The sequence below is a fragment of the Streptomyces sp. ICBB 8177 genome (assembly GCF_003144095.1).
Lineage (GTDB): Bacteria > Actinomycetota > Actinomycetes > Streptomycetales > Streptomycetaceae > Streptantibioticus_D.
Map to the genome: position 1 here is coordinate 1,174,160 of NZ_NSKH01000018.1, position 23,021 is coordinate 1,197,180.

Genomic DNA, 23,021 nt, shown 5'->3' on the forward strand with positions numbered 1-23,021 from the left:
CCGACGCGGGACCCCAAGCGGGACCGGGCGAACGGTGTGAACATGTAGAAATGGCACAGGACGCGACCAACGAGGCGGCCACCTCCCCGGCCGCCGAGCCGCCCTCCGGCACGCCCTCGCACCGCACCGTCCTGGTGGCGATGAGCGCGCTGCTGATGGGCATGCTGCTCGCCGCGCTGGACCAGACGATCGTCTCGACCGCGCTGCCCACCATCGTCAGCGACCTCGGCGGACTCGACCACCTGTCGTGGGTGGTCACCGCGTACATGCTCGCCTCCACCGCCGCCACCCCGCTGTGGGGCAAGCTGGGCGACCAGTACGGGCGCAAGAGGCTGTTCCAGACCGCCATCGTCATCTTCCTGGTCGGCTCCGCGCTGTGCGGACTCGCCCGCAACATGGGCGAGTTGATCGGCTTCCGCGCGTTGCAGGGCCTGGGCGGCGGCGGGTTGATGGTGTTGTCGATGGCGATCGTCGGCGACATCGTGCCGCCACGCGACCGGGGGCGTTACCAGGGCCTGTTCGGCGCGGTGTTCGGAGCCAGCAGCGTGCTCGGGCCACTGCTCGGCGGGCTGTTCGTGGACAACCTCTCCTGGCGCTGGGTCTTCTACATCAACCTTCCCATCGGCATCGTCGCGCTCGCCGTCATCGCCGTCGTACTGCACATCCCCGTGCACCGCACCAAGCACGTCATCGACTACGCCGGGACCGGTGTGATCGCGGGCGTCGCCACCTGCCTGGTGCTGGTCGCCTCGCTCGGCGGCACGACGTGGGCCTGGGGTTCACCGCAGATCATCGGTCTGGCCGTGCTGGGCGTCGTGCTGCTCGGCGTCTTCATCGCCATCGAACGCCGGGCGGCCGAACCGGTGCTGCCGCTGCGGCTGTTCCACATCCGCACCTTCACGCTCTGCTCGGTGATCGGCTTCGTCATCGGGTTCGCGATGTTCGGCGGCATGACCTACCTGCCGACCTTCCTCCAGGTCGTGCACGGCGTCACACCCACCCTGTCCGGCGTCCACATGCTGCCCATGGTGCTCGGCCTGCTGATCGCCTCCACCGGCTCCGGTCAGGTCGTCAGCCGCACCGGCCACTACAAGGTGTTCCCCATCGCCGGGACCGCCGTGGTCATCGTCGGCCTGCTCCTGCTGCACACCCTCAGCGAGACCAGCGGCACGTGGGCGATGAGCGGCGTCTTCTTCGTCTTCGGCTTCGGGCTCGGCCTGGTCATGCAGGTGCTGGTGCTCGTCGTGCAGAACTCCGTGGGATACGAGGACCTGGGCGTCGCCACCTCCGGCGCCACGTTCTTCCGTTCCATCGGCGCCTCGTTCGGCGTGGCGATCTTCGGCACCATCTTCACCAACGAACTGCGCACCGAACTGCGTGCCGCGCTGACCGGCAAGCCACTGCCGCCCGGCTTCAACCCCGGGCAGCTCCAGACCGACCCGCACACCATCTCCCGGCTGCCGGCCTCCACACGGGCCGGCGTGCTGCACGCGTACTCCGTGGCGATCACCGACATCTTCCTGTACGCGGTGCCGGTCACGGCGGTGGCGTTCGCGCTCGCCTGGTTCCTCAAGGAGCAGCCGCTGCGCGGGTCGGTCACCGCGCCGGACGTGACCGAGACACTCGCCTCCAACCCGGTGGAACGCTCCTCGCGCGAGGAGGTGGCCCGCGCGCTGTCCACCCTCGGCACCCGCGAGGGACGGCGCGACCTGTACGTGAGGATCACCGAACGCGCGGGCCTCGACCTGCACCCCGCCTCCAGTTGGCTGCTGCTGCGCATCAACCGCTACGGGTCCGCCGCGCCCCAACTGCTGGCGGAAAGGGTGTCGATCCCGAGCGAGATCGTCTACCAGGCCACCGCGGAAGTGGAGTTGCGCGGGCTGGTGCGACGCGAGGGACTGCTGCTGGTCCTCACCGAATCCGGCCACGAGATGGCGCAGCACCTGGTACAGGCCCGCACCGAGGTGCTGGCGGAACTGCTGGGCGACTGGTGGGATCCGGCCCGCGCGGCCGATGATCTGCACGGCCTGCTGAGGGAGTTGAGCACGCACCTGTGCGGGGACGACTCCGACCACCCGGAGCGCGGGGGTTCGACGGTGGCGGCGGTCAAGCCCGCGTGAGGGGGTTCGCGTGACGCGGCTCGGGCGAGGCGGCTCGGGCAGGCCGGCCCGCGGGAGCGGCTCGCGTCAGGGGGCGCACGGGAGGCGGCTCGCTCGGGCGGTCCGCTGACGGGTCGTCACCCATCGCTTACGCGCCGTTTCCGTGCGCGACCCTTGCGTGGCCGTACCCCGGGTAATACAAACGTGCCGGATCAACGGAACGCGTACCCGTTCCGCTCCGGGCGCCGGGACGCCGCCCGGGGCCGAGGAGAGGACGAGCTTCATGGCCCCTGAACCCGTCATCGTCGAGGCGGTGCGCACCCCCGTCGGCGCACGCGGCGGCGCGCTGGCCGCCCTGCACCCCGCCCGCCTGCTGGGGGAGACGTACCGGGAACTCCTGGAGCGCACCGGCATCCAGCCGGACTGCGTCGAGCAGGTCGTCGGCGGCACGGCCACGCTCGCGGGCGAGCAGTCGGCGAACCCGGCGCGCACGGCGTGGCTGGCGGCGGGGCTGCCGTACGAGACGGCCGCCAGCACCGTGGACTGCGCGGGCGGTTCGTCGCAGCAGGCCAACCACGTCGTCGCCGCCATGATCGCGGCCGGCGTGATCGACGTCGGGATCGGCTGCGGGGTGGAGTCGGTGTCGCGGGTGCCGCCGGGCAGCGCGTCCCAGCACGGGCCGGGCGGACCGTTACCCGACGAGTGGAACGTGGACCTGCCCGGCCGGTTCCACGCCGCGGAACGCATCGCCGCCCGGCGCGGCCTGACCCGGGAGCGCACCGACGCGTTCGCGCTGCTGTCGCGGACGCGGGCGGCGCGGGCATGGGCGGAGGAGCGCTTCAAGCGCGAGACCTACCCCGTGCAGGTGCCGACGACCCACGAGGAACAGGCCGCGGGCCAGGGCGTATGGCGGTACCTCGAACGCGACGAGGGGCCGCGCGAGGCGAGTGCGGACGCGCTGGCCGCCCTGAGTCCGGTGATGCCGGGGGCGGTGCACACGGCGGGCAGCACCGCCCCGGCCGCGGACGGCGCGGCGGCGGTGATGTGGGCGTCCAAGCGCATGGCGAAGGCGCTGGGGCTGCGGCCGAGAGCGCGCGTCGTGGCGCAGGCGCTGGTGGGCGCCGACCCGCGCTTCCACCTCGACGGGCCGGTCGACGCGACGCGGGCGGTGCTGGGGAAGGCGGGCATGACGCTGCGGGACGTCGACGTCGTCGAGGTCGACGAGGCGTTCGCGTCCGTGGTGCTGAGCTGGGCCCAGGTCTTCGACGCCGACCTGGACAAGGTGAACGTCAACGGGGGAGCGATCGCCCTCGGTGACCCGGCCGGCGCGGCGGGCACCCGCCTGATCACGACGGCCTTGCACGAACTGGAGCGCGCCGACCGGGAGTTCGCCCTGATCACGACGTGCGCGCAGGGAGCGCTGGCCGCGGGGACGATCCTGCGGAGGCTGTAGCCCGTGAGGGGCTCAGGGCGGACGCCTCACGGTGGCAGCACCATCGCGGCCGTCACCGTCCCCAGCAGGCCGATGTACGCCCAGGCGTGGAGGCGGTCGGGGATGCGCGGCGGGCGGCGGCGCAGCACCGCGATCACCGGCAGCGCGCCGAGCAGCAGCGCGGCGGCGGCACGCGGGTCGACGAGGCCGACCAGCCGCACGTGCGCGTCCACCGCGGCCGGGACCGCCGCGCCCCGCAGGGACACCGTGGCGGCCGGGACCGCGATCGCGAGGGTGAGCGGGTTGGCCGGCGCGGTCGCCACCCGCGTCGGGTGCCCGGCACGCCGCATCGCGGGCACGGTCATCACACTGCCGCCCACCCCGAGGAACGCGGCGACCGCGCCGACCGGCGCGCCGAGGACGGCAGGCAGCGGACGCGGAACGGCCTCGGCCCGCGCCCGCGCCGCCGGGGCCCGCGGGCGCAGGAAGCCCGGACGCAGGAGCAGGTCGACGACGGTCACCGCGACGTAGGCGACGAACGCCGCGCGGGCCAGGCCGGCCGGGGCGAGGCGGGCGGCCAGAGCGCCGGCCACCGCTCCGGCCGCCAGCAGGAGGACCAGCGCGCGGGTGCCGCGCAGCTCCACGAGTTCCCGATGGTTGACTACAGAACGCGAGGCGGAGCGAGCCGTGGCACGAATTCCTCTTCGCCGATCGGGCAGGCTACTGCGCTGTTCCCGTCCCTGCGCTTCAGCTCAGCTCGTCGAAAATGTCACGATCGGGCCGTCGGGCGTCTTCAACAGTCGCACGTCGAACTCCTCCTGCGGGAAACTCTCCTTGAGTGCTGCACGCCAGCAGTTCGCGATCACGCGGGCGATGCGATGGAGGGCGGCATCGTCCTCGACAGTCTCTTTGCACTCGATGACCTGCCAGAGCTTCAACTGGTTCAAGGTCGATTCAATGGATGCCCGGTCGCCGGAGGTGGCCTGGAACCAGGCATCGAGATTCTGTTCCTCGTACGACCGTTCCCGCAGGATGCAGTTACGGACCTCAATGAACGCTGGCCAGAAAATATCGGACAGGGCCAGGACGATCGCCAGTGAAGCGTGTTGCGTCAGGAAGTCCACGGAATCTACTTCGCCTTGGACGGAATTCATCCACGACTGGATCTCAGGATAATCTTCCGCCCTCAATGTCCATCCTTAATCATCTGGTATTTCCTCTGGCCGTGCCGGCCGCGGCATTTTGTCCCAAGTGTAGAACACCTGCCCCGTCCTGGGGTTCACATTCTTGTGCATCTCCAGGACGTGTGGCGGCGGAACTCCTCCATGGGGAGCCGAGTCTAGGTCCACGTCCACACGCTTTACGGGTATCCCGTTCTGGTCGTAGACAGCGTACGCAGTCACTGATCCGTCGTCCTTGCGGCGAACGAGGATCTCATCGGGCCCTGCTGTCTTCGGGAATCGCCCGCTTACCTGTCTGGCGTAGGTGAGGTCGATCTTGGGTCCTGGGCAAGGCGCGAGACCGAGCGGATCCACGACAGTAAGAGGGTTTGCCGTATAGTGCGCCGGATTGAGACTCGGCTCAAGTCCCAAAGGGTCTTGGCTGATATATCTGGAAATTTCCGGATCGTAGTACCGGTAGAGGTTATAGTGCAGACCGGATTCCGCGTCCCGATATTGTCCGGGGAAGCGGAACGGACAGTTCACCTTTTCCGAATCCGCAGTGCCGGAAAGCCTTGCCCCCCAACTGCTCGTTCGTTGCTGCCATGCGAGGGCGCCTGAGGGGTCGACCAGTTCCATCGGCGTGCCGACCGCGTCGGTGATGATCGCGTGGAAGCGGACGGGAGGTCGGTCCGTTGCTTCGGTGAGGGCGGCCAGGGAGCGGCGGCCCGGGTCTTGTGGGGTGGGGTGGTGGTCGGTCTGGGTCAGGGGGCGGTGGGTTCCGGGGGCGTAGTCCCACGTCGTGGTCGTGCCATCGGGCGAGACGCGTTCCGCCAGGGTCGTGCCGTCCCAGGTGAAGTCTTCGTGGTCGGTGGCCTGGTCGCCCTCCGGCATCCGCTGTTTGGCGATGCGGCGGCCGAGGGGGTCGTAGCGGTACCGCCAGCGCTCGCCGTCCGGCGTGACCAGTTCCGTGAGGCGGTCTTCCGGGCTCCAGCGGTACCTCCACGTCTGGCGTTGGCCGTTCAGCAGCTTGCGGGTCTTGCGGACCACGCGGCCTTGCGCGTCGTGTTCGTACGTGGTGCTGCCCGCGCTGCGGATCAGCACGCCGTCGAACTGCCGCTCGCCGGGGGCCGGGTGGCCGGGGGCTCGGGCGGTGGTCAGGTTGCCTGCCGCGTCGTAGGCGTAGGCCTCCGTCCAGCCATGGGCACGGACCGCGGTGATACGGCCCACCGGGTCCAGTGCGAACCGGCGTGTGCCCGAGGTGAGTTCGCGGATCTCCTCGACGTAGCCGTCGGCGCGGTAGGCGTAGGAGCGGTACTGCAACTGCTGGATGGGCTGCGTCGCGGGGGACTTCGCCGTCAGGGACTGCGACTTCAGGCGGTCCGCGTCGTCCCAGACCTGGGTCAGCGCCACGTCCGGCCCGATGCGGCGGTGTGTTTCGCGGCCTGCCGCGTCGTAGGAGAAGGTGAGGGTGCCTGTGTCCGTGGTGAGGGCGGTGGGCCGGCCCGCCGGGTCGTAAGTCCACCGGGAGGTCAGTCCGCTGGGCATGGTGCGCAGGACGCGGCGGCCGAGTGGGTCGTAGGCGTAGCGCGTGGCACGGCCGTTGACCGATTCGGTGAGGGTGCGGCCCAGTGCGTCGTAGGTGGTGAGGATCTCGGCGTCCGGGTTCGCGATGCGGGCCGGGCGGCCGTCGTCGCCGTAGGCGTACGTGGTCACCTCGCCGTTGCTCGCACGCTGCTGCGTGACGCGGCCGAGGGCATCGCGGGTGAAGGCGAGCGTTTCGCCCGCGCCGTTCGTGCGGGAGATCAGGGCGCCGGACGCGTCGTGGCCGTAGCGCAGGGTGCGGCCGTTGAAGTCCGTCTCCGCGGTCAGGCGGCCGGCGGCGTCGTAGGTGTACGACCAGGTCCTGCCCTGAGGATTGGTGACACCGGTCAGGCGCAGCTCGGTGTCGTAGGTGAAGGCGTACGCGGCGCCGTCCGGGTCGAGGCGCTGGGCCGGCAGGTCGAACGGGCCCGGAGTGTGCTGAGTGATGTTGCCGGCCTGGTCGGTGTGGGACAGGAGGTTGCCCTCGCCGTCCCAGGTCCAGGACTCATGGGTGCCGTCCGGGTGTTCGCGTCGGCGCGGCCTGCCCTCCGTCGTCCAGGTGAGGCGGGTGACGCGGCCGAGCGGGTCGGTGATCTCGGCGACCCTGCCGAAGGGGTCGCGGAGTACGGCGGTGACGTGCCCCAGTTCGTCGGTGAGCGCCACCGGCAGGCCCGCCGCGTTCATGGTGAACGCCCGCATGCCGCCCAGCGCGTCCGTGACGCTCGTCAGCCGCCCCCCGTCGTCGTAGGTGCGGCGGGTCTCGGCTCCCGTCGGGTCGGTCGTGCTGAGGAGGTTGCCCCGGTCGTCGTAGGTGTGGCGCCAGGTCGCCCCGCCAGGCTCGACGACCTCCTCCGGCAGACCGAGCTGGTTGTACGCGGCCCGGGCCACCGAACCGTCCGGCAGGGTGACCTGGGTCGGGCGGCCATAGGCGTCGTAGGCGTAAGTCGTGGTGCGGCCGAGCGGATCGGTGATCGCGAGCGGTTTGTCGCCGTGGGCGTCCCACCGGGTGCGGGTGGTGTTGCCGAGAGCGTCGGTCTCCTGCGCCACCTGTCCGTCGACGGTGTGGCGGTAAGTCGAGCGATGGCCCTGGGAGTCGGTGTACGTCGTCGTGCGGGTCGCGTCGTCGTAGGAGAAGGACGCCGACAGGATGCCGTCGACGCCCTCCGTGCGGACCACCCGGCCCCGCTCGTCGTAGGCGTAGGCGAACCAGGTGCCGTTGCGGTCGGCCCACCGGCGCACCCGCCCCTGGTCGTCGTACGCGAAACGCAGCGGCGAGCCACTGGAGTTGACGACTTCGGTGAGGTTGCCGGCCTCGTCGTAGCCGTAGCGGACCACCACCGTTCCGGCGTCCCGGTCCGCGCCGTCGTCATAGCGGGACGGCGGCTCGTCCAGCAGGCGCAGCGCCGTCACGCGCGGGCCCGCGGTGTCCACGGCCAGGTAGTACCCGCCCGAGTGCCGCAACCCCACCGGCAGGCCGTGCGCGTCGCGTTCGATGTCGATCCGATTGCCGTTGCGGTCCCGGAGGCTGTCGAGCGGGAGGTGGAAGACACCGGGGGTCGCGGATGGAACGGCGGCGGTGAAGGTGCGCACGACGCCGGTGTCGGGGTCGGTGACCTCGATCGTGCCCTCCGGCGCGCCGTCCCACACCAGAGGCAGGCGAGCGCCCTTCACCGGCATCGTGGGCTCGCCCGGCCGCGGCACCGGGTAGACCAGTCGCCTGCCGTCCGCGGCGGCGAACACCACGCCCTCGCCGTCGATCTGGCAGCACTCGTCCAGCGTCGAGGCCCACACCGGCCCGAAGCAGACCCCGCCGCGATAGGATGACTGATGGGTGCGTTCGAAGACCAGCGGCAGGATTCCCGGCAGCGTCAGATCGGTCTGCCGCATCAGCATGGCGCCGGTCGCCACGTCGACGGGGTCGTTGACGCAAGGGATGTCGTCCCCGGCGCGGGCGGCCGGCCCCAGGTCGACGAGATCCGGGCGCAATGACGGCGGATACAGCATGAGCGGCACGCCGTTGCTGAACGCGCTGTCGACGCCCGCCTTCAGCACGCCCACGCCGCCGCCCATCATGGCGCCGGAGATCGTGCCGTCCTTCGCCGCCTGGGCGACCTCGTCCAGGCTCAGATGCTGCTGCGTGCCGGTGGCGATGGCCAGAGGCTGGGCGACGGCCAGGTCCACCGTCACCGACTGCACCCCGCCGAAAGCCGCCGACACCAGCGTGCCCGCGGCGATCGTGGCCACCTCTTCCGAGACGCTCACCGCGAGCGCCTCTCCCATCGCGATGATGCCGTCCGCCACCGCCGCCACCCCGGCGGAGAAGGCGCCCGCGGTGAAGAACGCGAGCGTGATGCTCCCGGCGATCGCCGCGGCGTCGATGCCGATCTGCGTCCACAGCTTCGCGACCGCGTGGTCCACGACGTCCGCGAACTTCTCCAGGGCGTCGGCCATCTTTCCCGCCGCCTGCGACAGGTCGCTCAGCCAGCCGCCGTCCTTGCCCTTCGCGTACCGGCCCCAGAAGACCTCGAAGGCGTCGATCGCCTCACCCGAGTTGTTGTGGACGAGAGAGGCGGCCGTGTTGTTCACCGGTGTGCGAACGTCGTCCACGGCGGTCGCGAACGTCCGCCACGCACCGGCGGCCGTACGCAGCGTGCCGGAGTTGGCGTCGGGCCACCACAGGCCCATTTTGAGCAGAATGGCCTTGGCGTCGTCTTCAAGGCTCACGGCGCCGCGTCCCCCGGCTGTCGCGCGGCGGCCGCAGGCTGCGCCTTCGCCTTCGTGAACATGCCGGCGATCACCTGGTCGTTGGCGACGTGACCGTCAGCCATGTCCGACATCGCCTCGTGAATGCTCGTCAGCCCGAGGACGAGAACGCCGGTCGCGCTCTCGATCGCCTTCTGCTGCGGCGAGTAGGCCTTCTCGAACTCCTTGCCCTGCTTGTCCTCACCCCACGGCGTACCCAGGCCGTCCAGCGTCTTGATCAATGTCGTCAACGCCGAACTCAGCGCCTCCGCCTGCGTCTGGAACACCGGCGCCGACACCTTCAGGTCCGCCGTCTTGATGTCCAGCACCTTGCCGCTGTCACCCATGCGGCAACCCCCTCCCGTCCCCGGCCGATCCTAGGTGACACCAGGTAGGCGGCCAGCGGTGAGTACGGCCACCCCCGCACGGGCAGCCCGGCGGCTGGGTGTTGGGCTGCGTCCGGCGAAGAGGCTGGAACCAGCCGCCCCCGCCTTACGAAGCGTGCACGCGGGCCCGCCGGATGACGAGGAGTTCGCTCGCGGTCACGCCCCAGTAGAGCGCGCCGAGCCAGGGCAGCAACGCGTCGGTGGTCAGGCGGTGCGTGGCGAACAGCGCGGCCACCGCGACGGCCGGCGGGACGAGCGCCGCGACAGGCCCGCGTGCCGACTCGCCGCGTCGCGGGCCTGATCCCGCGCGACGGCAACCGCGCCACAGCGTCGTCACCGTCATCACGAGCAACCCGCCCCACACCAGGATCCCGGCCATGCCATTCTCCTCCCGCGCGCACCCGGCCGGGGCACCCTACCGTTCTCTCAGGCGCGCGGCCTGCGGAACCAGTCGCCCGAGACGCTGCGGGAGAGGTTGACGACCACGGCTACCGACAGGGCCAGCGGTATCAGGCCCGTGCCGGGGCTGCGGCCCAGGGCGGCCAGACCGGAGGCGATCGTCAGCGAGGCGAAGACGATGGCGGTCACCCGGCAGGCCGGACCCGCGCGGTGGAACAGCAACGCGCAGACGAACAGCCCGATCACGGGGAAGCCCCCACCCACGATCGCACCCGCGACGACCGGCCCCGCCAGCGCCCCGCCGATCACCGCACCCAGTATCAGCAGCCCGAACGCCACGTACGCGAGCACCCGCGCCGCCTTCACCGGCCCCGGCATCTCCACGGCCGGCGCGGTCGCCACCGGACCGCCCGGGTAGGGCGGGTAGGGCTGCTGGTACGGGTTCTGCGCGTACGGGTTCTGGCCGTATGCGTTCTCTCCGCACGGCGACGCGCCGCCCGGCCGCTGATAGGCCTGCGGACCCTCCGGCGGAGGGGGAGCGGGCCAACCTTCCTCGTTGGGAGACGAGTTGTAGGGGTTCTGGTACGACATGTCCTCAACCTACCCACTGCCACTGACATCACCGCCCCGCCTTCCAGTCGGCCGTCGGCCGCCCTTCGTGCCGCCCCCAAGCCGCCCTACGCTCGACGCGTCGGACCCGTCGAAAGGGGGCTCGGTGGCGAACGCCCCGCTGGACGGGTTGATCCGTCACGACGACGCCGGACGCATGGTCCCGGTGGACGCAGAGGCGGTCGAGCACGTCGTGCGACGGTTGCTCGACGACGCCTCGGCACCGTGCGCCAGGCTCCGCGAGGCGGGCGTCGGGCTGATCGTGCTCGGGCGGTACGAGCAGGCCCGTACCGTACTTCGGCGGGCGCTCGCGCTCGCGGACGAGCGGCAGGCCGTCGCCGTCCACATCAACCTCGGCGACGCACACCGCTACGACGGCGATCTCGACGGCGCCGAGCGGCACTACCGCGACGCGCTGCGCACCGCACGCGAAGTGCGGCCTGCGGCCGTCCACTTCTGCCTCCAGCACCTCGGCAAGCAACGCGTCGACCAGGGTCGCATCGCTGAGGCCGTCGCACTGCTGCGTGAAGCACTGGCGCTGCGCGAGACCTTGGGTGATCCGGCGCTGGTAATGGCTACGCGTGAGGCACTTCGACTGGCTGTCCGCGGCGGGGGACCGGGGCTCCCCGGGGCTCTGCCATGAGCATCGCCCGCCGGACTACGCGCCGCCGCCCGCCTCCCCGTTAAGTCTCCCTACCCCGCCGGAACTCCTGGCCCCGCCGGAACCCCCCGACTCCCCGCCCGGACTCCTCGCCGCCCCCGCAAGGTCCGCCTCCCCGAAATCCCCCTCCGTCTCGAACGCCGCCCTTCGGGTGGCCCTGCGCAGCGCCTTCAGCAGGGGCTTGCCCAGGAGGAGGGTCAGTGTGGCGGTCAGGGCCGCTCGGGGGAGGTCCCAGCCCAGGGACGTCGTCAGGTCGTACGCCGCGAAGCGGGTCAGGTTGGACGCCAGGGGCGCGCCGGGGACGTAGCTCACGCCTGACGCCATGCCCGCGATGTACGGCCAGCCCTGGAGGTTCATCACGGTGCCGTACAGCAGGGCCGACAGCGCGCCGTAGACCGCGAGCAGCGCCAGCTCCGGCCTGTCGCGCGGCCGTTGCGGCAGCAGCCCCGCGCCCATCGAGACCCAGCCCATGCTGAGCATCTGGAACGGCATCCACGGGCCGACCCCGCCGGTCAGCAGCGCCGAGGCGAACATCGACAGCGCGCCGAGGACGAAGCCGAAGCCCGGGCCGAGCACTCTGCCCGCCAGCACCATCAGGAAGAACATGGGCTCGATGCCCGCCGTCCCGGCGCCCAGCGGCCGCAGCGCCGCACCGGCCGCCGCCAGCACACCCAGCATCGCGATCGCCTTGGCGTCCAGGCCCGTATCGGAGATCGCCGCGACGACCACGGCCAGCAGCAACGGCAGCAACGCGGCGAAGAGCCAGGGCGCGTCCGCGCTGTGCGCCAGGCCCGAGCCCGGCGAGGCCAGCAGCGGCCAGCCGAACGCCACCACCCCGATCGCGGTGATCAGCGCCAGCGCCGCGACGGAGCGCGGGCCGAGCCGCACCGCCCGCGCCCCGCGTGCCCCACGGATCCCGCTCACCCCGGCCATCCCATCGCCCCCGCGACCTGACTCACCGTCAGCCAGTCCTGCGGGCGCAGCACCTTCGACACCTGCGGCGCGAACGCGGGGCTGGAGACGGCCACTTGCGCGGTCGGGCCGTCGGCCACCACCTCGCCGTCGGCCAGGACGACCACCCGGTGGGCGAGTTCGGCCGCCAGCTCCACGTCGTGCGTGGCCAGCACGATCGCGTGGCCCCCGGCCGCGAGCGCGCGCAGGTGGGCGACGAGGCGGGCCTTCGCCGCGTAGTCCAGGCCCCGGGTCGGCTCGTCCAGCAGCAGCAGCGGGGGACGCGCGGTGAGGACGACCGCCAGCGCCAGGGCGAGACGCTGGCCCTCGGACAGGTCGCGCGGGTGCGTGCCGTCCGGCACTGCGGGCAGGAGTTCCTCCACCAGCGCCCGGCAGGTCCCGGCCGCGGCGCCCGCGTCGTCGTCCGCCGCCGCGCACTCACCGGCCACCGTGTCCGCGTACAGCAGGTCGCGCGGCTCCTGCGGCACCAGCCCCACGTGGCGCACCAGTCGGCGCGGCGCCGTGCGGTGCGGCACGACGCCGTCCACGCGCACCGCGCCGGATGCGGGCTGGTGCAGGCCGGTCAACGTGCCCAGCAACGTGGACTTGCCCGCGCCGTTGCGACCCATCAACGCGATCGCCTCGCCCGGCCGCACCGCCAGGTCCACGCCGCGCAACGCCTCGGTCCTGCCGCGCCGCACCGCGAGGCCCGACACCCGTACGACCGGCTCGCCGTCCGCGGCGGGGGCGGCCACCGGAGCGGGCGAGCGTCCCGCCAGTGCCTCCCGCAGCGTCCCGGCCGCCCGTCGCGCGTCACGTACCGACAGCGGCAGCGGCGACCAGCCCGCCATCCGGCCCAGCGCGACGACCGGCGGGAACACCGGCGAGACCGCCATCACCGAGGCGGGGTCGCCCACCACGGGGGGCTCGCCGGGGCCGGGCAGCAGCACCACGCGGTCCGCGTACTGCACGACCCGCTCCAGGCGGTGTTCTGCGAGCAGGACGGTGGTGCCCAGGTCGTGCACGAGGCGTTGCAGTATCGCGAGGACCTCCTCTGCGGCGCCCGGGTCGAGCGCGGAGGTCGGTTCGTCCAGCACCAGCACCTTCGGGTGCACGGTGAGCACCGAGCCGATCGCCACCCGCTGCCGCTGACCGCCCGAGAGCGTCGCCAGCGGGCGGTCGCGCAGCTCGGCCAGGCCCAGCAGGTCGAGGGTCTCCTCGACGCGCCGCCGCATCACGTCCGGCGCGATCCCCAACGACTCCATGCCGTAGGCGAGTTCGTCCTCGACGACGTCGGTCACGAAGTGCGCCAGCGGGTCCTGGCCCACCGTGCCGACCACGTCGGCGAGTTCACGCGGCTTGTGGGTACGGGTGTCGCGCCCGGCGACGGTGACCCGGCCGCCGAGACGGCCGCCGGTGAAGTGCGGCACGAGCCCGCTCACCGCGCCGAGCAACGTGGACTTGCCCACCCCCGAAGGCCCGGCGAGCAGACACAACTCGCCTTCCTCGACGGTGAGTCCGACACCGCTGATCGCCGGGCGGTCGGCGTCGGCGTAGGTGACCGAGACGTTCTCGAAGTGGATCAACTCGCCTCCTGCTCGGGCACGTTCACGCGCGCCCTGTCCTGCGGCACGGGTACGGTCGCGGGGCCGCGTCCGACAGCCCGCGCGGGCAGCGGCGCCACCACCGCGGGCACCAGCCCCAGCAGCAGCGAGACGGCGGGCCACAGCGGCAGCGTCGGCGCGGACAGCGGAACGGCCGGAGGGTCGAGCCCGGCGGGGTCGTAGGACGCCGCCCAGACGGTCAGCGCCGCCACCGCGATCCCGGAACCTGCCACCAGCCAGGCCCGGGTGCCCCAGCGGTCCGGCCGGTACCGGGTGCGCACGCTGCGCCGCCCGCCCAGCCACAGCCCGGCCAGCGCCGCCGCCAGGCCCGCCGCCAGCAGCGGCGCCCCGAAGCCCGCGCCCTGCGCCGCCAGCAGCCCGTACGAGCCGACGCACACGCCCAGCAGCCCGCCCAGCGTCAGCGCGGCGGTCAGCCGTCGCACGCCGCGCGGGACGTCGGCGGTGCGGCCGTAACCGCGCGCGTCCATCGAGGCGGCCAGCGCGACCGAACGCTCCAACGCGCCCTCCAGCACCGGCAGTCCGACCTGCGCCAGCGCCCTGATCCCGGTGTCGGCGCGGCCCCGCATCCGGCGCGCGGCGCGCAGCCTGCCGACGTCGGCGACGAGGTGGGGCGCGAAGGTCATCGCCACGACGACGGCGACCCCCGCCTCGTACAGCGCCCCGGGCAGCGACTTCAGCAGCCGCGCCGGGTTGGCCAGCGCGTTGGCGGCGCCGACGCAGACCAGCAGCGTGGCCAGCTTCAGGCCGTCGTACGCGGCGAACGCCACGCCCTCCGCGGTGACCCGGCCGCCGAGCCGCACGCCCTGCGCCCAGTGCGGCAACGGGATCTCGGGCAGGGTGAACAGCGTGTGGGTGCCCGGGATCGGGGAGCCCAGGACGATCGCGAAGACCACGCGGACGCCCAGCACGAACACGCCGAGCTTGAGGAACGCGCCGTAGGAGCGGGCCCAGGGCGCGTCGGTCCTCCGGGCGGCGACGACGTAGCCCGCGACCGCGACGACGAGCAGGAGCAGCAAGGGATCGGTGGTGCGCGACGCCGCGGTGGCCAGGCCCAGCGCCCACACCCACCAGGCGCCCGCGTGCAGCGCGTTGGACCGGCCGGCCCGCGCCGGGGCCGCCGACGAGCAGGCGCGCGTCATCGCTCGTGACGACCGGGCGCGGGTCATCGCTCGCGCCGCCTGCGCACCTGCCAGGCCGCGCCCGCGCCGAGCACCAGCACGACCGCGCCCCCGGCGAGCACGCCCAGCGACGGGCCGGGGTCCGAACCGCCGCCGCCGGGACCGCCGTTCGCGCCCGCCGAGCCGGACGCGGCCGGGGCGGGGGAGGAGCCGGTGGCGCCGCCCGAGGAGACCTGCTCACCGCAGCCGGTGGCCGGGTAGCCGGTGATCGCGCAGACCAGCCCGCTCGCGTCGTACCGCAGCGGCTTGGCCACCGCCGCCAGCGCGTCGGCCGCGGTGGCGTCCTCGGGCACGCGGGCGCAGGAGGCGCGCCCGGCCGGCGGGGTCTCGCCGTCCGGGGCGTCCCGCGACGTGCCGAAGTCCAGCACCAGCGCGACCCGCTTGGTGCCCGGCCGCGGCGGCGTGCCCGCGCAGATCGTCGCGAACGCCGCCGCCCCGCGCGGCTTGACCGCGTCGGCGGAGTCCGCGCTCACCGCGAACCGCCAGCCCTCCACCGAGCCGTCCGCCGGGTCGGTCATCGCCGGGCCGGTCCGGGCGAACGTCCAGGCGGAGCCGGTGCGTTCCCAGAACGACCAGTAGCGGTATCCGACCGCCCGCGCCGGGCTCGCGGCGACCAGCGAGGCGGCCGTCGCGCAGAGGGCGAGCAGGAGCAGCGGCAGCAGCCAGGACCGTACGAGGTGCCGAGCCCCCGCGGCCGGCGTCCGCGGCGCGGCCCGCACCCTCAGCCCCGCTTCCTGCGCAGGCTGAGCGCGAAGCCGATGCCGACGCCCGCGACCAGGCCGACGCCGACGACCCACCAGACGCTCTCGCCGCCGCCCTTGCCGGTGCTGTTGTCACTGCTCGCGGACGGTGCGGGCGCGGCGCTGCCCCGCGGCCCGGTGCCGGCCAGCTGCCGCACCAGGTCGGTGCCGCCGAAGTCGTGCGGGTTGGCGCCGACCGCAGCCGAGGCCAGGACCAGCTGGCCGAGCGCGGCCGGGTTGTCCTTGGCCCACCCGGAGGCGTTGGCCACCAGCCAGTCGTACGGCTTCCTCGCCGCCGCGAGGTGGCCGTCACAGGCGAGCGCGAGCACCGCGTCCGCGGTCGTCGAGTAGTCCGGCGTCCTGGTGGTGGAGCCGGGCTGCGCGGTCGTCAGGTGCTGCCCGCCCGCGTCCAGCACGCCGGCCAGGTAGGCGGACCCGGCCTGCGCTGAGGCGTTCGCGTCGCCCGGCTTCGCCGAGGAGCCGGACGGGCAGGCCGGGGCCTTCGGCGCGCTGTCGGCCGCGGGCGCGGCGATCAGGTAGCCGGAGCCGTGCGCGCCGATGACGCCGTCGGTGGTCGCCTTGTCGTTGGCGGTGAGCTTCCCGCCCTTGGGGTCCGGCTGGTACGCGAACGCGCCGCGCTGCGCCTGCGGGGCGTCGCAGCCGAGCTGGAGCCCGCGCAGGGCGTCCATCCCGTTCCTGCCGTCCTTGGTGATCTGAGCGGGCTGCTGCCCGGCGGCGGTCAGCGCGCCCTCGACGACGGCCGTGGAGTCGGCGTCGGTGGCCGCGCCCTGCTGGTAGCCCCAGCCGCCGTCGCTGTCCTGCATCCCCTTCAGCCAGGTCACCGCCTTCGCCACGGCCGCCTGGTGCCCGCCGAGCGCGGCCAGCGCCTGCACGGCCAGGCCGGTGGAGTTGGTGTCCTCGTTCTTCGCCGCGCACGGCTGCGCGGTGTCCGCGCGGTACGCGGTGAAGCCGCCGTCCGCGCACTGCTGGCCGGTCAGCCAGTCCACCGCCGCCGCGGGCGGTGCCGTCTTCACCGCGTCAAGCGCCAGCAGCGCGGTGGCCTGCCGCCACACCCCGTCGTACGTGGGGTCACTCGCCCCGTACAGCCCCGCGGGCAGCTTCGGCGGCGCGGACGGCGACGGGGAGGCCGCGGAGGCGACCGGGACCACCGCGGCGCCGAGCGCGGCGGCGGCGACCAGGGCGCCCAGGGATCGGGTCACGGCGAGGCGGAGGGCCATGGCGTGTTCGGTGCCTTTCGGGAGACGTGACGAGCGACCTCGCGAACGCGGAGCGCGGCACGGCGCGCCGCCGCGTGCCCCCGCGGCGGGCGGGGGCACGGCACCGGGCTCCGGCTCCGCGTTTCCTCGACGGTGCCGGTGGCGGCGCTCGCGCGTCGTCACCGGGAGCCTCACGCGTGCGGACGGGCACTCCGGCTGGGCGTCCGTCCCGGGTCGGGCGGACGCGTCACGGTTGCGGGTCAGCGCCGGAATCCCACCGGCTTTCCCCGGGCGCACACGATCGTTTTGTCGACTGTTCGGTCGCCCTCACTTTACGTGCTGCCGTTCGCGCCCCGGATCGGCGGTGGGTGCCGTCAGGTCGATCAGGCGGCACGCGGTCGCGATGTCGGCGCGGACCTGGGTGATCGACGCGCGGCCCGACAGCCAGGTGACCAGCGCCGAGTGCCAGGTGTGCTCGACGACGCGTACCGCGGACAGCTGCTCGGCGGTCGGCGGGCCCGGCAGCCGCATCGCGTCCAGGATGATCGCCGTGGTCAGCCGGGAGACGGCGGCCACCTCTTCGCCGACCGAGCGGTCGGCGAAGATCACCGCGCGCACCATGGCGTCCGCGAGGTCCGGCTCGCGCTGCAACGCGCGAAAGGCCCGCATCAGCGTCTCGGCGACCCGTTCCGAGGGCTCCGGCGCGCTCGGCGGGCGCTTGCGCAGCGTCTCGTGCAACTGCTGGAGCTGGTCCTGCATGGTGGCGACCAGCAGATGGATCTTGGACGGGAAGTACCGGTAGAGCGTGCCGAGCGCGACCTGCGAGGTCTCGGCCACCTCCCGCATCTGCACGGCGTCGAACCCGCCGCGCCCGGCCAGCCGGGCACTGGCGTGCAGGATGCGCCGGCGCCGGGCCTCCTGACGCTCGGTCAGGGGCGCGGAGGCCGGTCGGGATTCTGTGGCCATGTGCCCCGTTCCGTTGGCTCGTCCGTGCGTGTTCCGCGGCTCGTGCGCGGCGTGCGCCCGCGCTCGCGGCGCGCCGGGCGTGTGCGCATGATGGCAGCACGCCGAGCCGTGGCGCGAATCACCTGATCCGCCTCTGGCGGCCCGGTTCCCGGCCGGTAGATTCGAGGTCCGTCGAACCCCCGGGTCTGAAACTTGTTCTAGATTAGCGCCGCCGGTTACGCTCCGGCTGATCGCAGTGAGAAGGGGGCCGTGAGTGCCAGCTGAGGCCGCTGAGGCAGTCGGGCGCAGGCCGCCGGTGCCCCAGGTGAACGGGGTCCGGGACGGCGACGGCGACCGGCCGCTGCGGATCGCGCTGCTGAGCTACAAGGGCAACCCCTTCTGCGGCGGACAGGGCGTCTACGTGCGCCACCTCTCCCGCGAACTCGCCCGGCTCGGCCACAGCGTCGAGGTCATCGGCGCCCAGCCGTACCCGGTGCTCGACGAAGTGCCCGGGGTGGCCCTCACCGAACTGCCCAGCCTCGACCTGTACCGCCAGCCGGACCCGTTCCGCACCCCGCGGCGCGAGGAGTTCCGCGACTGGATCGACGCGCTGGAGGTCGCCACGATGTGGACCGGCGGCTTCCCCGAGCCGCTGACCTTCTCGCTGCGCGCCCGCCGCCATCTGGCCGCCCGGCGCGGCGAGTTCGACGTGGTGCACGACAACCAGACGCTCGGCTACGGGCTGCTGGGCCTGGAGCGGGCGGGTCTGCCGCTGGTCACCACCATCCACCACCCGATCACCGTCGACCGCCGCCTGGACCTGGCCGCCGCGACCGGCGTCAAGCGGCGGCTGTCGGTGCGCCGCTGGTACGGCTTCGTGCAGATGCAGAAGCGGGTGGCGCGCAGGCTGCCGTCGGTGCTGACCGTCTCCGGCTCCTCACGCCGCGAGATCGTCGCCGACCTCGGGGTGCGCCCCGAGCGGGTGCACGTCGTGCCGATCGGCGCCGACACCCGCCTGTTCTCGCCCGACCCCTCGGTGCCCGAGGTGCCCGGGCGCATCGTCACCACCTCCAGCGCCGACGTCCCGCTCAAGGGCCTGGTCCACCTCGTCGAGGCGCTGGCGAAGGTCCGCGGCGAGCACCCCGGCGCCCACCTCGTCGTCGTCGGCAAGCGCCCGGACAAGGGCCCGGTCGCCGACGCGATCGCACGGCACGGACTCACCCGTGCGGTGGAGTTCGTCAAGGGGATCAGCGACACCGAGCTGGTCGACCTGGTGCGCAGCGCCCAGATCTCCTGCGTGCCGTCGCTCTACGAGGGCTTCTCGCTGCCCGCCGCCGAGGCGATGGCCACCGGCACGCCGCTGGTCGCCACCACCGGCGGCGCCATCCCCGAGGTCGCGGGGCCGGACGGGCAGACCTGCCTGGCCGTGCCGCCGGGGGACCCGGACGCGCTCGCCGTGGCGCTCAACCGCCTGCTGGGGGACGCCGGGCTGCGCTTGCGGCTCGGCGCGGCGGGCCGCACCCGGGTCCTGACACGCTTCACCTGGGAGGAGGCCGCGCGCGGCACGGTGCGGCGCTACCGCGAGGCCGTCACCGCCGCAGGACGGCGACCCAGGACCACCCCCAGCACCTCCAACTGAAAGCAGAGTCCACGTGCTGACCGTCGACTTCTCCCGCTTCCCGCTCGCCCCCGGCGACCGGGTGCTCGACCTCGGCTGCGGCGCGGGCCGCCACGCCTTCGAGTGCTACCGGCGCGGCGCCAACGTGGTGGCCCTCGACCGCAACGGCGAGGAGATCCGCGAGGTCGCCAAGTGGTTCGCCGCCATGAAGGAGGCGGGGGAGGCACCGGCGGGCGCCTCCGCCGTCGCGATGGAGGGCGACGCGCTGCGGCTGCCGTTCCCCGACGCCAGCTTCGACGTCGTGATCATCTCCGAGGTCATGGAGCACATCCCGGACGACAAGGGCGTGCTCGCCGAGATGGTGCGGGTGCTGCGGCCGGGCGGCCGGATAGCGGTCACCGTGCCGCGCTGGCTGCCGGAGAAGATCTGCTGGGCGCTGTCCGACGCCTACCACGAGGTCGAGGGCGGCCACATCCGCATCTACCGCGGCGACCAACTGCTGGAGCGGATGCGTGAGGCCGGTCTCGAACCGTACGGCACCCACCACGCGCACGGCCTGCACTCCCCGTACTGGTGGATCAAGTGCGCGGTCGGCGTGGACAACGACCAGGCGCTGCCGGTGAAGGCGTACCACAAGCTGCTGGTCTGGGACATCATGAAGAAGCCGCTGGCCACCCGGCTCGCCGAGCAGGCGCTCAACCCGCTGATCGGCAAGAGCTTCGTCGCGTACGCCACCAAGCCGCACCTGCCGGCCGGGGCCGCCCTGTGACCTCTCCCGGGCGCACCGAGCACCTGGTCCTGCCCGGGGTGCTCACCGCGGGGCAGGCCGCCCGGACGGTCGCCGGGATCGCCTGCGTGCAGCGGCCGGACGGCGCCATACCGTGGTTCGACGGCGGCCACCTCGACCCGTGGGACCACGTCGAGGCGGCGATGGCGCTGGACGCGGCGGGCGAGCACGCGCGCGCGGCGGCGGCGTACGCGTGGCTGGCCCGGGTCCAGAACGCGGACGGCTCCTGGTACGCGGCGTACGACTACTCCGGCGGCGCGGAAGGATCGCCCAAGGACCGCGGGCGGGAGGCCAACTTCTGCGCCTACGTGGCGGTCGGCGTCTGGCACCACTACCTGTCCACCGGCGACGACGCCTTCCTGGACGTGATGTGGCCGCACCTGTTCGCCGCGGTCGAGTTCGTGCTCGCGCTGCAACTGCCCGGCGGCGAGATCGCCTGGAAACGCGACGACGACGGGAGCTTCCCGCGCGAGGCGCTGCTGACCGGCTGCTCGTCGGTCTACCACGCGCTGCGCTGCGCGCTCGCCGTCGCAGAGGCACGCGAGGACCCGCAGCCCGACTGGGAACTGGCCACCGGCAGGCTGCGGCACGCGATCGTCCACCACCCGGAGCGGTTCCTGGCCAAGCCGCACTCGATGGACTGGTACTACCCGGTGCTGGGCACGGCGCTGCGCGGCGACGCCGCTCGCGCCCGCGTCCAGGAGGGCTGGGACCGCTTCGTCGTCCCCGGCCTCGGGGTGCGCTGCGTGGAGCCCAACCCGTGGGTGACCGGGGCGGAGAGCGCCGAACTCGCCCTCGCGCTGTGGGCGATCGGCGAGTCGGACCGCGCGGTGCGCCTGCTCACCGACATCCAGCACCTGCGTGCCGAGGACGGCATGTACTGGACCGGGTACGTCTTCGAGGACGACGCGGTCTGGCCCGAGGAGCGCACCACCTGGACGGCGGGCGCGCTGCTGCTGGCGGTCGCCGCGCTCGGCGGGGACGAGGCGACGACGGCGGTCTTCGGCGGCGACCGGCTGCCGCTGGGGCTCGACGACCCGGCGGAGAGCTGCTGTTGAGGGGCTGACCCCGCGGAACGCGCCGTGCGTCCTCCGGATGGGGGCGCTCCGGTGGCGGGGCGGTGGCGGCGCCGTGACGCTCGCAGGGATGCCCGCCCCCGCCCACGGAGGACCCATGTCCACTCGCCCGTCCGGCCCGCCGCTCAGCCCGTCAGGTCCGCCGTCCCGCACGACGAGGCGGCCCCCGCGTCCCGCCTCGGGGACGCGCGCCCGCGGGCTGGTCGCGTTGCTGCTGGCCGCTGTGCTGATGACGCTGACCGCGTGCGGCGGCGGCCACAGGGCGGCGGCCGGTGCGAGTGCCACGGCCGCGGCGAGCCCCCCGGCGGCGGCGCCCGCGACGGGTGCGGCGGCCGACTCCTCCACCTCGCCGGTGAAGCTGGCGAAGACGAAGTTCGTGCTCAACTCCTCGCTCGCCGCGGGGGCGACGTACCAGTGGATCTACAAGCCGTACAAGGCGGGCACGTTCAAGAAGGGCGCCAAGGGCCGTACCTTCGCGCTGGTCAAGGCGGGCCTGGCCGGAGCGTTCACCTACAACCGGCTCAAGGCCGCGCTGCACGACGCGCAGGGCGACAAGACGCTCGCCAAGCTGGTCGCGCCGCTGACCAGGAGTGTCGACTCGCTCAAGGCGCTGCCGTCCAAGCTGAAGAAGGGCGAGTCGCCGGACAGCACGGTCAAGTCCTTCCAGGACACCATCAACGACGTGAAGTCCACGGCCAAGAAGGACGGCGACAACGTCACCGACAAGGTCCCCTCGCTCAGCCAGCTCAAGAGCGGAAGCTGACCAACGCGGCCCGCTCATGCGGGAGTTGACGAAGGCGGCCCCCTCCGCCGGTGCGGAGGGGGCCGTCGTGCGGCGAGCAGGCGGGCGGTCAGCCGCGCTGGATGCCCGTGGTGTCCTGAAGGACGCCGCGGCGCCCGTCCTGGGTCTGCGCCACCAGCGCGGAACCGCGCTGGTCGACCGCCAGGTACCAGGTGCCGGGGGTCAGTTCGGCCAGCGGGGTCGGTGAGCCGTCCTCCGGGTACAGCGGCCGGGCCACCGGCACCGCGAACCAGAACGGCGCGAAGTCCTGCGCGTGCGCGGCCTGCTGAGGCTGCGCGGCGGCCGCCTGATGACCCTGCGCCGCGGCCGGGGCGGGCTGCACGCCCCCGATCGGGGCCCCCGGCTGCTGCGGCTGGGCACCGTAGCCGTGCGGCTGGCCCGGGTAGCCGTAACCGCCGCCGGGCTGGCCGGGGCCGGGGGCGAAGGGCTGCTGGCCGGGGAAGGCCTGCTGCGGCTTCGGGGCGCCCAGCAGCGCCGCCTTCAGCGCGGGCACCCGCGGCGTGGCGATGGCCGCCGCCGCCAGCACCAGGGTCGCCACCAGACCGAGGATCGCACCGGCGCCGGGGCTGAGCTGCGAGCCGCCGCCCATGAGCGACCACAGCGCGCTCCACGCCGCGAACACCGCGAGCGCGGTGCCCCACTGGTCCAGGGTGAGCCCGGCGACCCTGCGGTTCTGCGGCAGCAGGCGCGCCGCCACGATCAGCACGGCGGCGATCAGGCCGGCGAGGAACACCGAGGGCAGCACGGGGAAGATCTCGGACTTCCAGCCGGACGGCATCTGGACCTGGCCGCACAGGTTGCCGCAGTCGCTGACGCTGTAGAAGTCGAGGAACGACGCGATCAGCAGCAGCACGGCTGCACCGATCACCGCGCCGTCTCCTCGGGTGAGGGAGCGGATGTTCACGTGGAGTGTCCTTCGTCAGTCTCGGTGGTCGTCGCTGGCGCCGGTACGCACGGGGCGCTCCCGGTCCCGGCAGGGGGCGAGCGCGGGGGGTGGGGGACCCATCGTA

Annotated in this window: 19 protein-coding genes and 1 pseudogene; 7 read left to right on the forward strand and 13 right to left on the reverse strand. The window is 73.3% G+C overall.

Going from position 1 to position 23,021, the window contains the following annotated elements; genetic code table 11:
• Positions 1–50: 50 nt before the first annotated feature.
• Together CK485_RS13715 and CK485_RS13720 are read left to right on the forward strand one after the other, a co-directional pair.
• Positions 51–2,120 (forward strand): MFS transporter, encoded by a 2,070-nt coding sequence (locus CK485_RS13715; protein ID WP_109450329.1) that lies wholly within the window; start codon positions 51–53, stop codon positions 2,118–2,120.
• A 262-nt stretch (positions 2,121–2,382) separates the two neighbouring features.
• The gene (locus tag CK485_RS13720) at positions 2,383–3,552 is read left to right on the forward strand and encodes a steroid 3-ketoacyl-CoA thiolase (protein WP_109450331.1); all 1,170 of its coding nucleotides are present in this window, start codon (positions 2,383–2,385) and stop codon (positions 3,550–3,552) included.
• Positions 3,553–3,578: 26 nt separating this feature from the next.
• On the opposite strand, the pseudogene CK485_RS13725 reads toward CK485_RS13720, so the two are convergent.
• The 6 genes and pseudogenes from CK485_RS13725 to CK485_RS13750 all read right to left on the reverse strand — a co-directional run.
• A pseudogene (locus CK485_RS13725) lies at positions 3,579–4,229 on the reverse strand (TSUP family transporter); the annotation flags it as partial.
• Between the two features lie 54 nt (positions 4,230–4,283).
• Positions 4,284–4,655 (reverse strand): hypothetical protein, encoded by a 372-nt coding sequence (locus CK485_RS13730; protein WP_146214538.1) that lies wholly within the window; start codon positions 4,653–4,655, stop codon positions 4,284–4,286.
• 75 nt (positions 4,656–4,730) lie between these two features.
• Positions 4,731–8,999, reverse strand: coding sequence for a DUF6531 domain-containing protein (locus CK485_RS13735; RefSeq protein ID WP_146214539.1), 4,269 nt, complete (start codon positions 8,997–8,999; stop codon positions 4,731–4,733).
• Complete coding sequence (locus CK485_RS13740) at positions 8,996–9,364, reverse strand: hypothetical protein (RefSeq protein WP_109450338.1); 369 nt, start codon at positions 9,362–9,364, stop codon at positions 8,996–8,998. Before CK485_RS13740 ends, CK485_RS13735 begins: the two co-directional genes overlap by 4 nt.
• 145 nt (positions 9,365–9,509) lie before the next feature.
• Positions 9,510–9,782: a hypothetical protein gene (locus tag CK485_RS13745; RefSeq protein WP_109450339.1), complete on the reverse strand. Its 273-nt coding sequence runs from the start codon at positions 9,780–9,782 to the stop codon at positions 9,510–9,512.
• 47 nt (positions 9,783–9,829) lie between these two features.
• Positions 9,830–10,393: a hypothetical protein gene (locus CK485_RS13750; protein ID WP_109450341.1), complete on the reverse strand. Its 564-nt coding sequence runs from the start codon at positions 10,391–10,393 to the stop codon at positions 9,830–9,832.
• A gap of 124 nt (positions 10,394–10,517) precedes the next feature.
• Between CK485_RS13750 and CK485_RS13755 the strand changes: the two genes are divergently transcribed.
• Positions 10,518–11,054, forward strand: a complete 537-nt coding sequence (locus CK485_RS13755; protein ID WP_158288211.1) for a tetratricopeptide repeat protein — start codon at positions 10,518–10,520, stop codon at positions 11,052–11,054.
• A gap of 15 nt (positions 11,055–11,069) precedes the next feature.
• On the opposite strand, the gene CK485_RS13760 is transcribed toward CK485_RS13755, so the two are convergent.
• From CK485_RS13760 to CK485_RS13785, 6 genes are all read right to left on the reverse strand, one after another.
• Positions 11,070–11,996 (reverse strand): ECF transporter S component, encoded by a 927-nt coding sequence (locus CK485_RS13760; RefSeq protein WP_241968338.1) that lies wholly within the window; start codon positions 11,994–11,996, stop codon positions 11,070–11,072.
• A complete protein-coding gene (locus CK485_RS13765; protein WP_109450353.1) occupies positions 11,993–13,609 on the reverse strand; it encodes an ABC transporter ATP-binding protein in 1,617 nt (538 codons plus the stop codon). The genes CK485_RS13760 and CK485_RS13765 overlap by 4 nt, the downstream gene beginning before the upstream one ends.
• Positions 13,606–14,787: a CbiQ family ECF transporter T component gene (locus tag CK485_RS13770; RefSeq protein ID WP_109450355.1), complete on the reverse strand. Its 1,182-nt coding sequence runs from the start codon at positions 14,785–14,787 to the stop codon at positions 13,606–13,608. Before CK485_RS13770 ends, CK485_RS13765 begins: the two co-directional genes overlap by 4 nt.
• 23 nt (positions 14,788–14,810) lie before the next feature.
• On the reverse strand, positions 14,811–15,485 hold the full coding sequence (locus tag CK485_RS13775; protein WP_241968454.1) for an SCO2322 family protein: 675 nt from the start codon (positions 15,483–15,485) through the stop codon (positions 14,811–14,813).
• Positions 15,486–15,547: 62 nt separating this feature from the next.
• Positions 15,548–16,804, reverse strand: coding sequence for a prenyltransferase/squalene oxidase repeat-containing protein (locus tag CK485_RS13780; protein WP_109450357.1), 1,257 nt, complete (start codon positions 16,802–16,804; stop codon positions 15,548–15,550).
• Between the two features lie 306 nt (positions 16,805–17,110).
• The gene (locus CK485_RS13785) at positions 17,111–17,749 is read right to left on the reverse strand and encodes a TetR family transcriptional regulator (protein ID WP_109450359.1); all 639 of its coding nucleotides are present in this window, start codon (positions 17,747–17,749) and stop codon (positions 17,111–17,113) included.
• 304 nt (positions 17,750–18,053) lie between these two features.
• Between CK485_RS13785 and CK485_RS13790 the strand changes: the two genes are divergently transcribed.
• The 4 genes from CK485_RS13790 (at position 18,054) to CK485_RS13805 (ending at position 21,972) form a co-directional block, all read left to right on the forward strand.
• Positions 18,054–19,367, forward strand: coding sequence for a glycosyltransferase family 4 protein (locus CK485_RS13790; RefSeq protein ID WP_241968339.1), 1,314 nt, complete (start codon positions 18,054–18,056; stop codon positions 19,365–19,367).
• A 13-nt stretch (positions 19,368–19,380) separates the two neighbouring features.
• On the forward strand, positions 19,381–20,115 hold the full coding sequence (locus tag CK485_RS13795) for a class I SAM-dependent methyltransferase (protein ID WP_109450363.1): 735 nt from the start codon (positions 19,381–19,383) through the stop codon (positions 20,113–20,115).
• Positions 20,112–21,191, forward strand: a complete 1,080-nt coding sequence (locus tag CK485_RS13800; protein WP_109450365.1) for a prenyltransferase — start codon at positions 20,112–20,114, stop codon at positions 21,189–21,191. The genes CK485_RS13795 and CK485_RS13800 overlap by 4 nt, the downstream gene beginning before the upstream one ends.
• 115 nt (positions 21,192–21,306) lie before the next feature.
• Positions 21,307–21,972, forward strand: a complete 666-nt coding sequence (locus CK485_RS13805; RefSeq protein ID WP_241968340.1) for a hypothetical protein — start codon at positions 21,307–21,309, stop codon at positions 21,970–21,972.
• A gap of 88 nt (positions 21,973–22,060) precedes the next feature.
• On the opposite strand, the gene CK485_RS13810 is transcribed toward CK485_RS13805, so the two are convergent.
• Entirely contained in the window at positions 22,061–22,915 is an 855-nt protein-coding gene (locus tag CK485_RS13810; RefSeq protein ID WP_109450366.1) for a DUF5336 domain-containing protein, read from the reverse strand.
• Between the last annotated feature and the right edge of the window lie 106 nt (positions 22,916–23,021).

Excerpts from the sequence above, each read along its gene's own strand:
- CK485_RS13715 (WP_109450329.1), top strand. The coding sequence starts at position 51 with ATGGCACAGGACGCGACCAACGAGGCGGCCACCTCCCCGGCCGCCGAG.
- CK485_RS13720 (WP_109450331.1), top strand. The coding sequence starts at position 2,383 with ATGGCCCCTGAACCCGTCATCGTCGAGGCGGTGCGCACCCCCGTCGGC.
- CK485_RS13740 (WP_109450338.1), bottom strand. The coding sequence starts at position 9,364 with ATGGGTGACAGCGGCAAGGTGCTGGACATCAAGACGGCGGACCTGAAG.
- CK485_RS13745 (WP_109450339.1), bottom strand. The coding sequence starts at position 9,782 with ATGGCCGGGATCCTGGTGTGGGGCGGGTTGCTCGTGATGACGGTGACG.
- CK485_RS13750 (WP_109450341.1), bottom strand. The coding sequence starts at position 10,393 with ATGTCGTACCAGAACCCCTACAACTCGTCTCCCAACGAGGAAGGTTGG.
- CK485_RS13770 (WP_109450355.1), bottom strand. The coding sequence starts at position 14,787 with ATGACGCGCGCCTGCTCGTCGGCGGCCCCGGCGCGGGCCGGCCGGTCC.
- CK485_RS13780 (WP_109450357.1), bottom strand. The coding sequence starts at position 16,804 with ATGGCCCTCCGCCTCGCCGTGACCCGATCCCTGGGCGCCCTGGTCGCC.
- CK485_RS13785 (WP_109450359.1), bottom strand. The coding sequence starts at position 17,749 with ATGGCCACAGAATCCCGACCGGCCTCCGCGCCCCTGACCGAGCGTCAG.
- CK485_RS13805 (WP_241968340.1), top strand. The coding sequence starts at position 21,307 with ATGTCCACTCGCCCGTCCGGCCCGCCGCTCAGCCCGTCAGGTCCGCCG.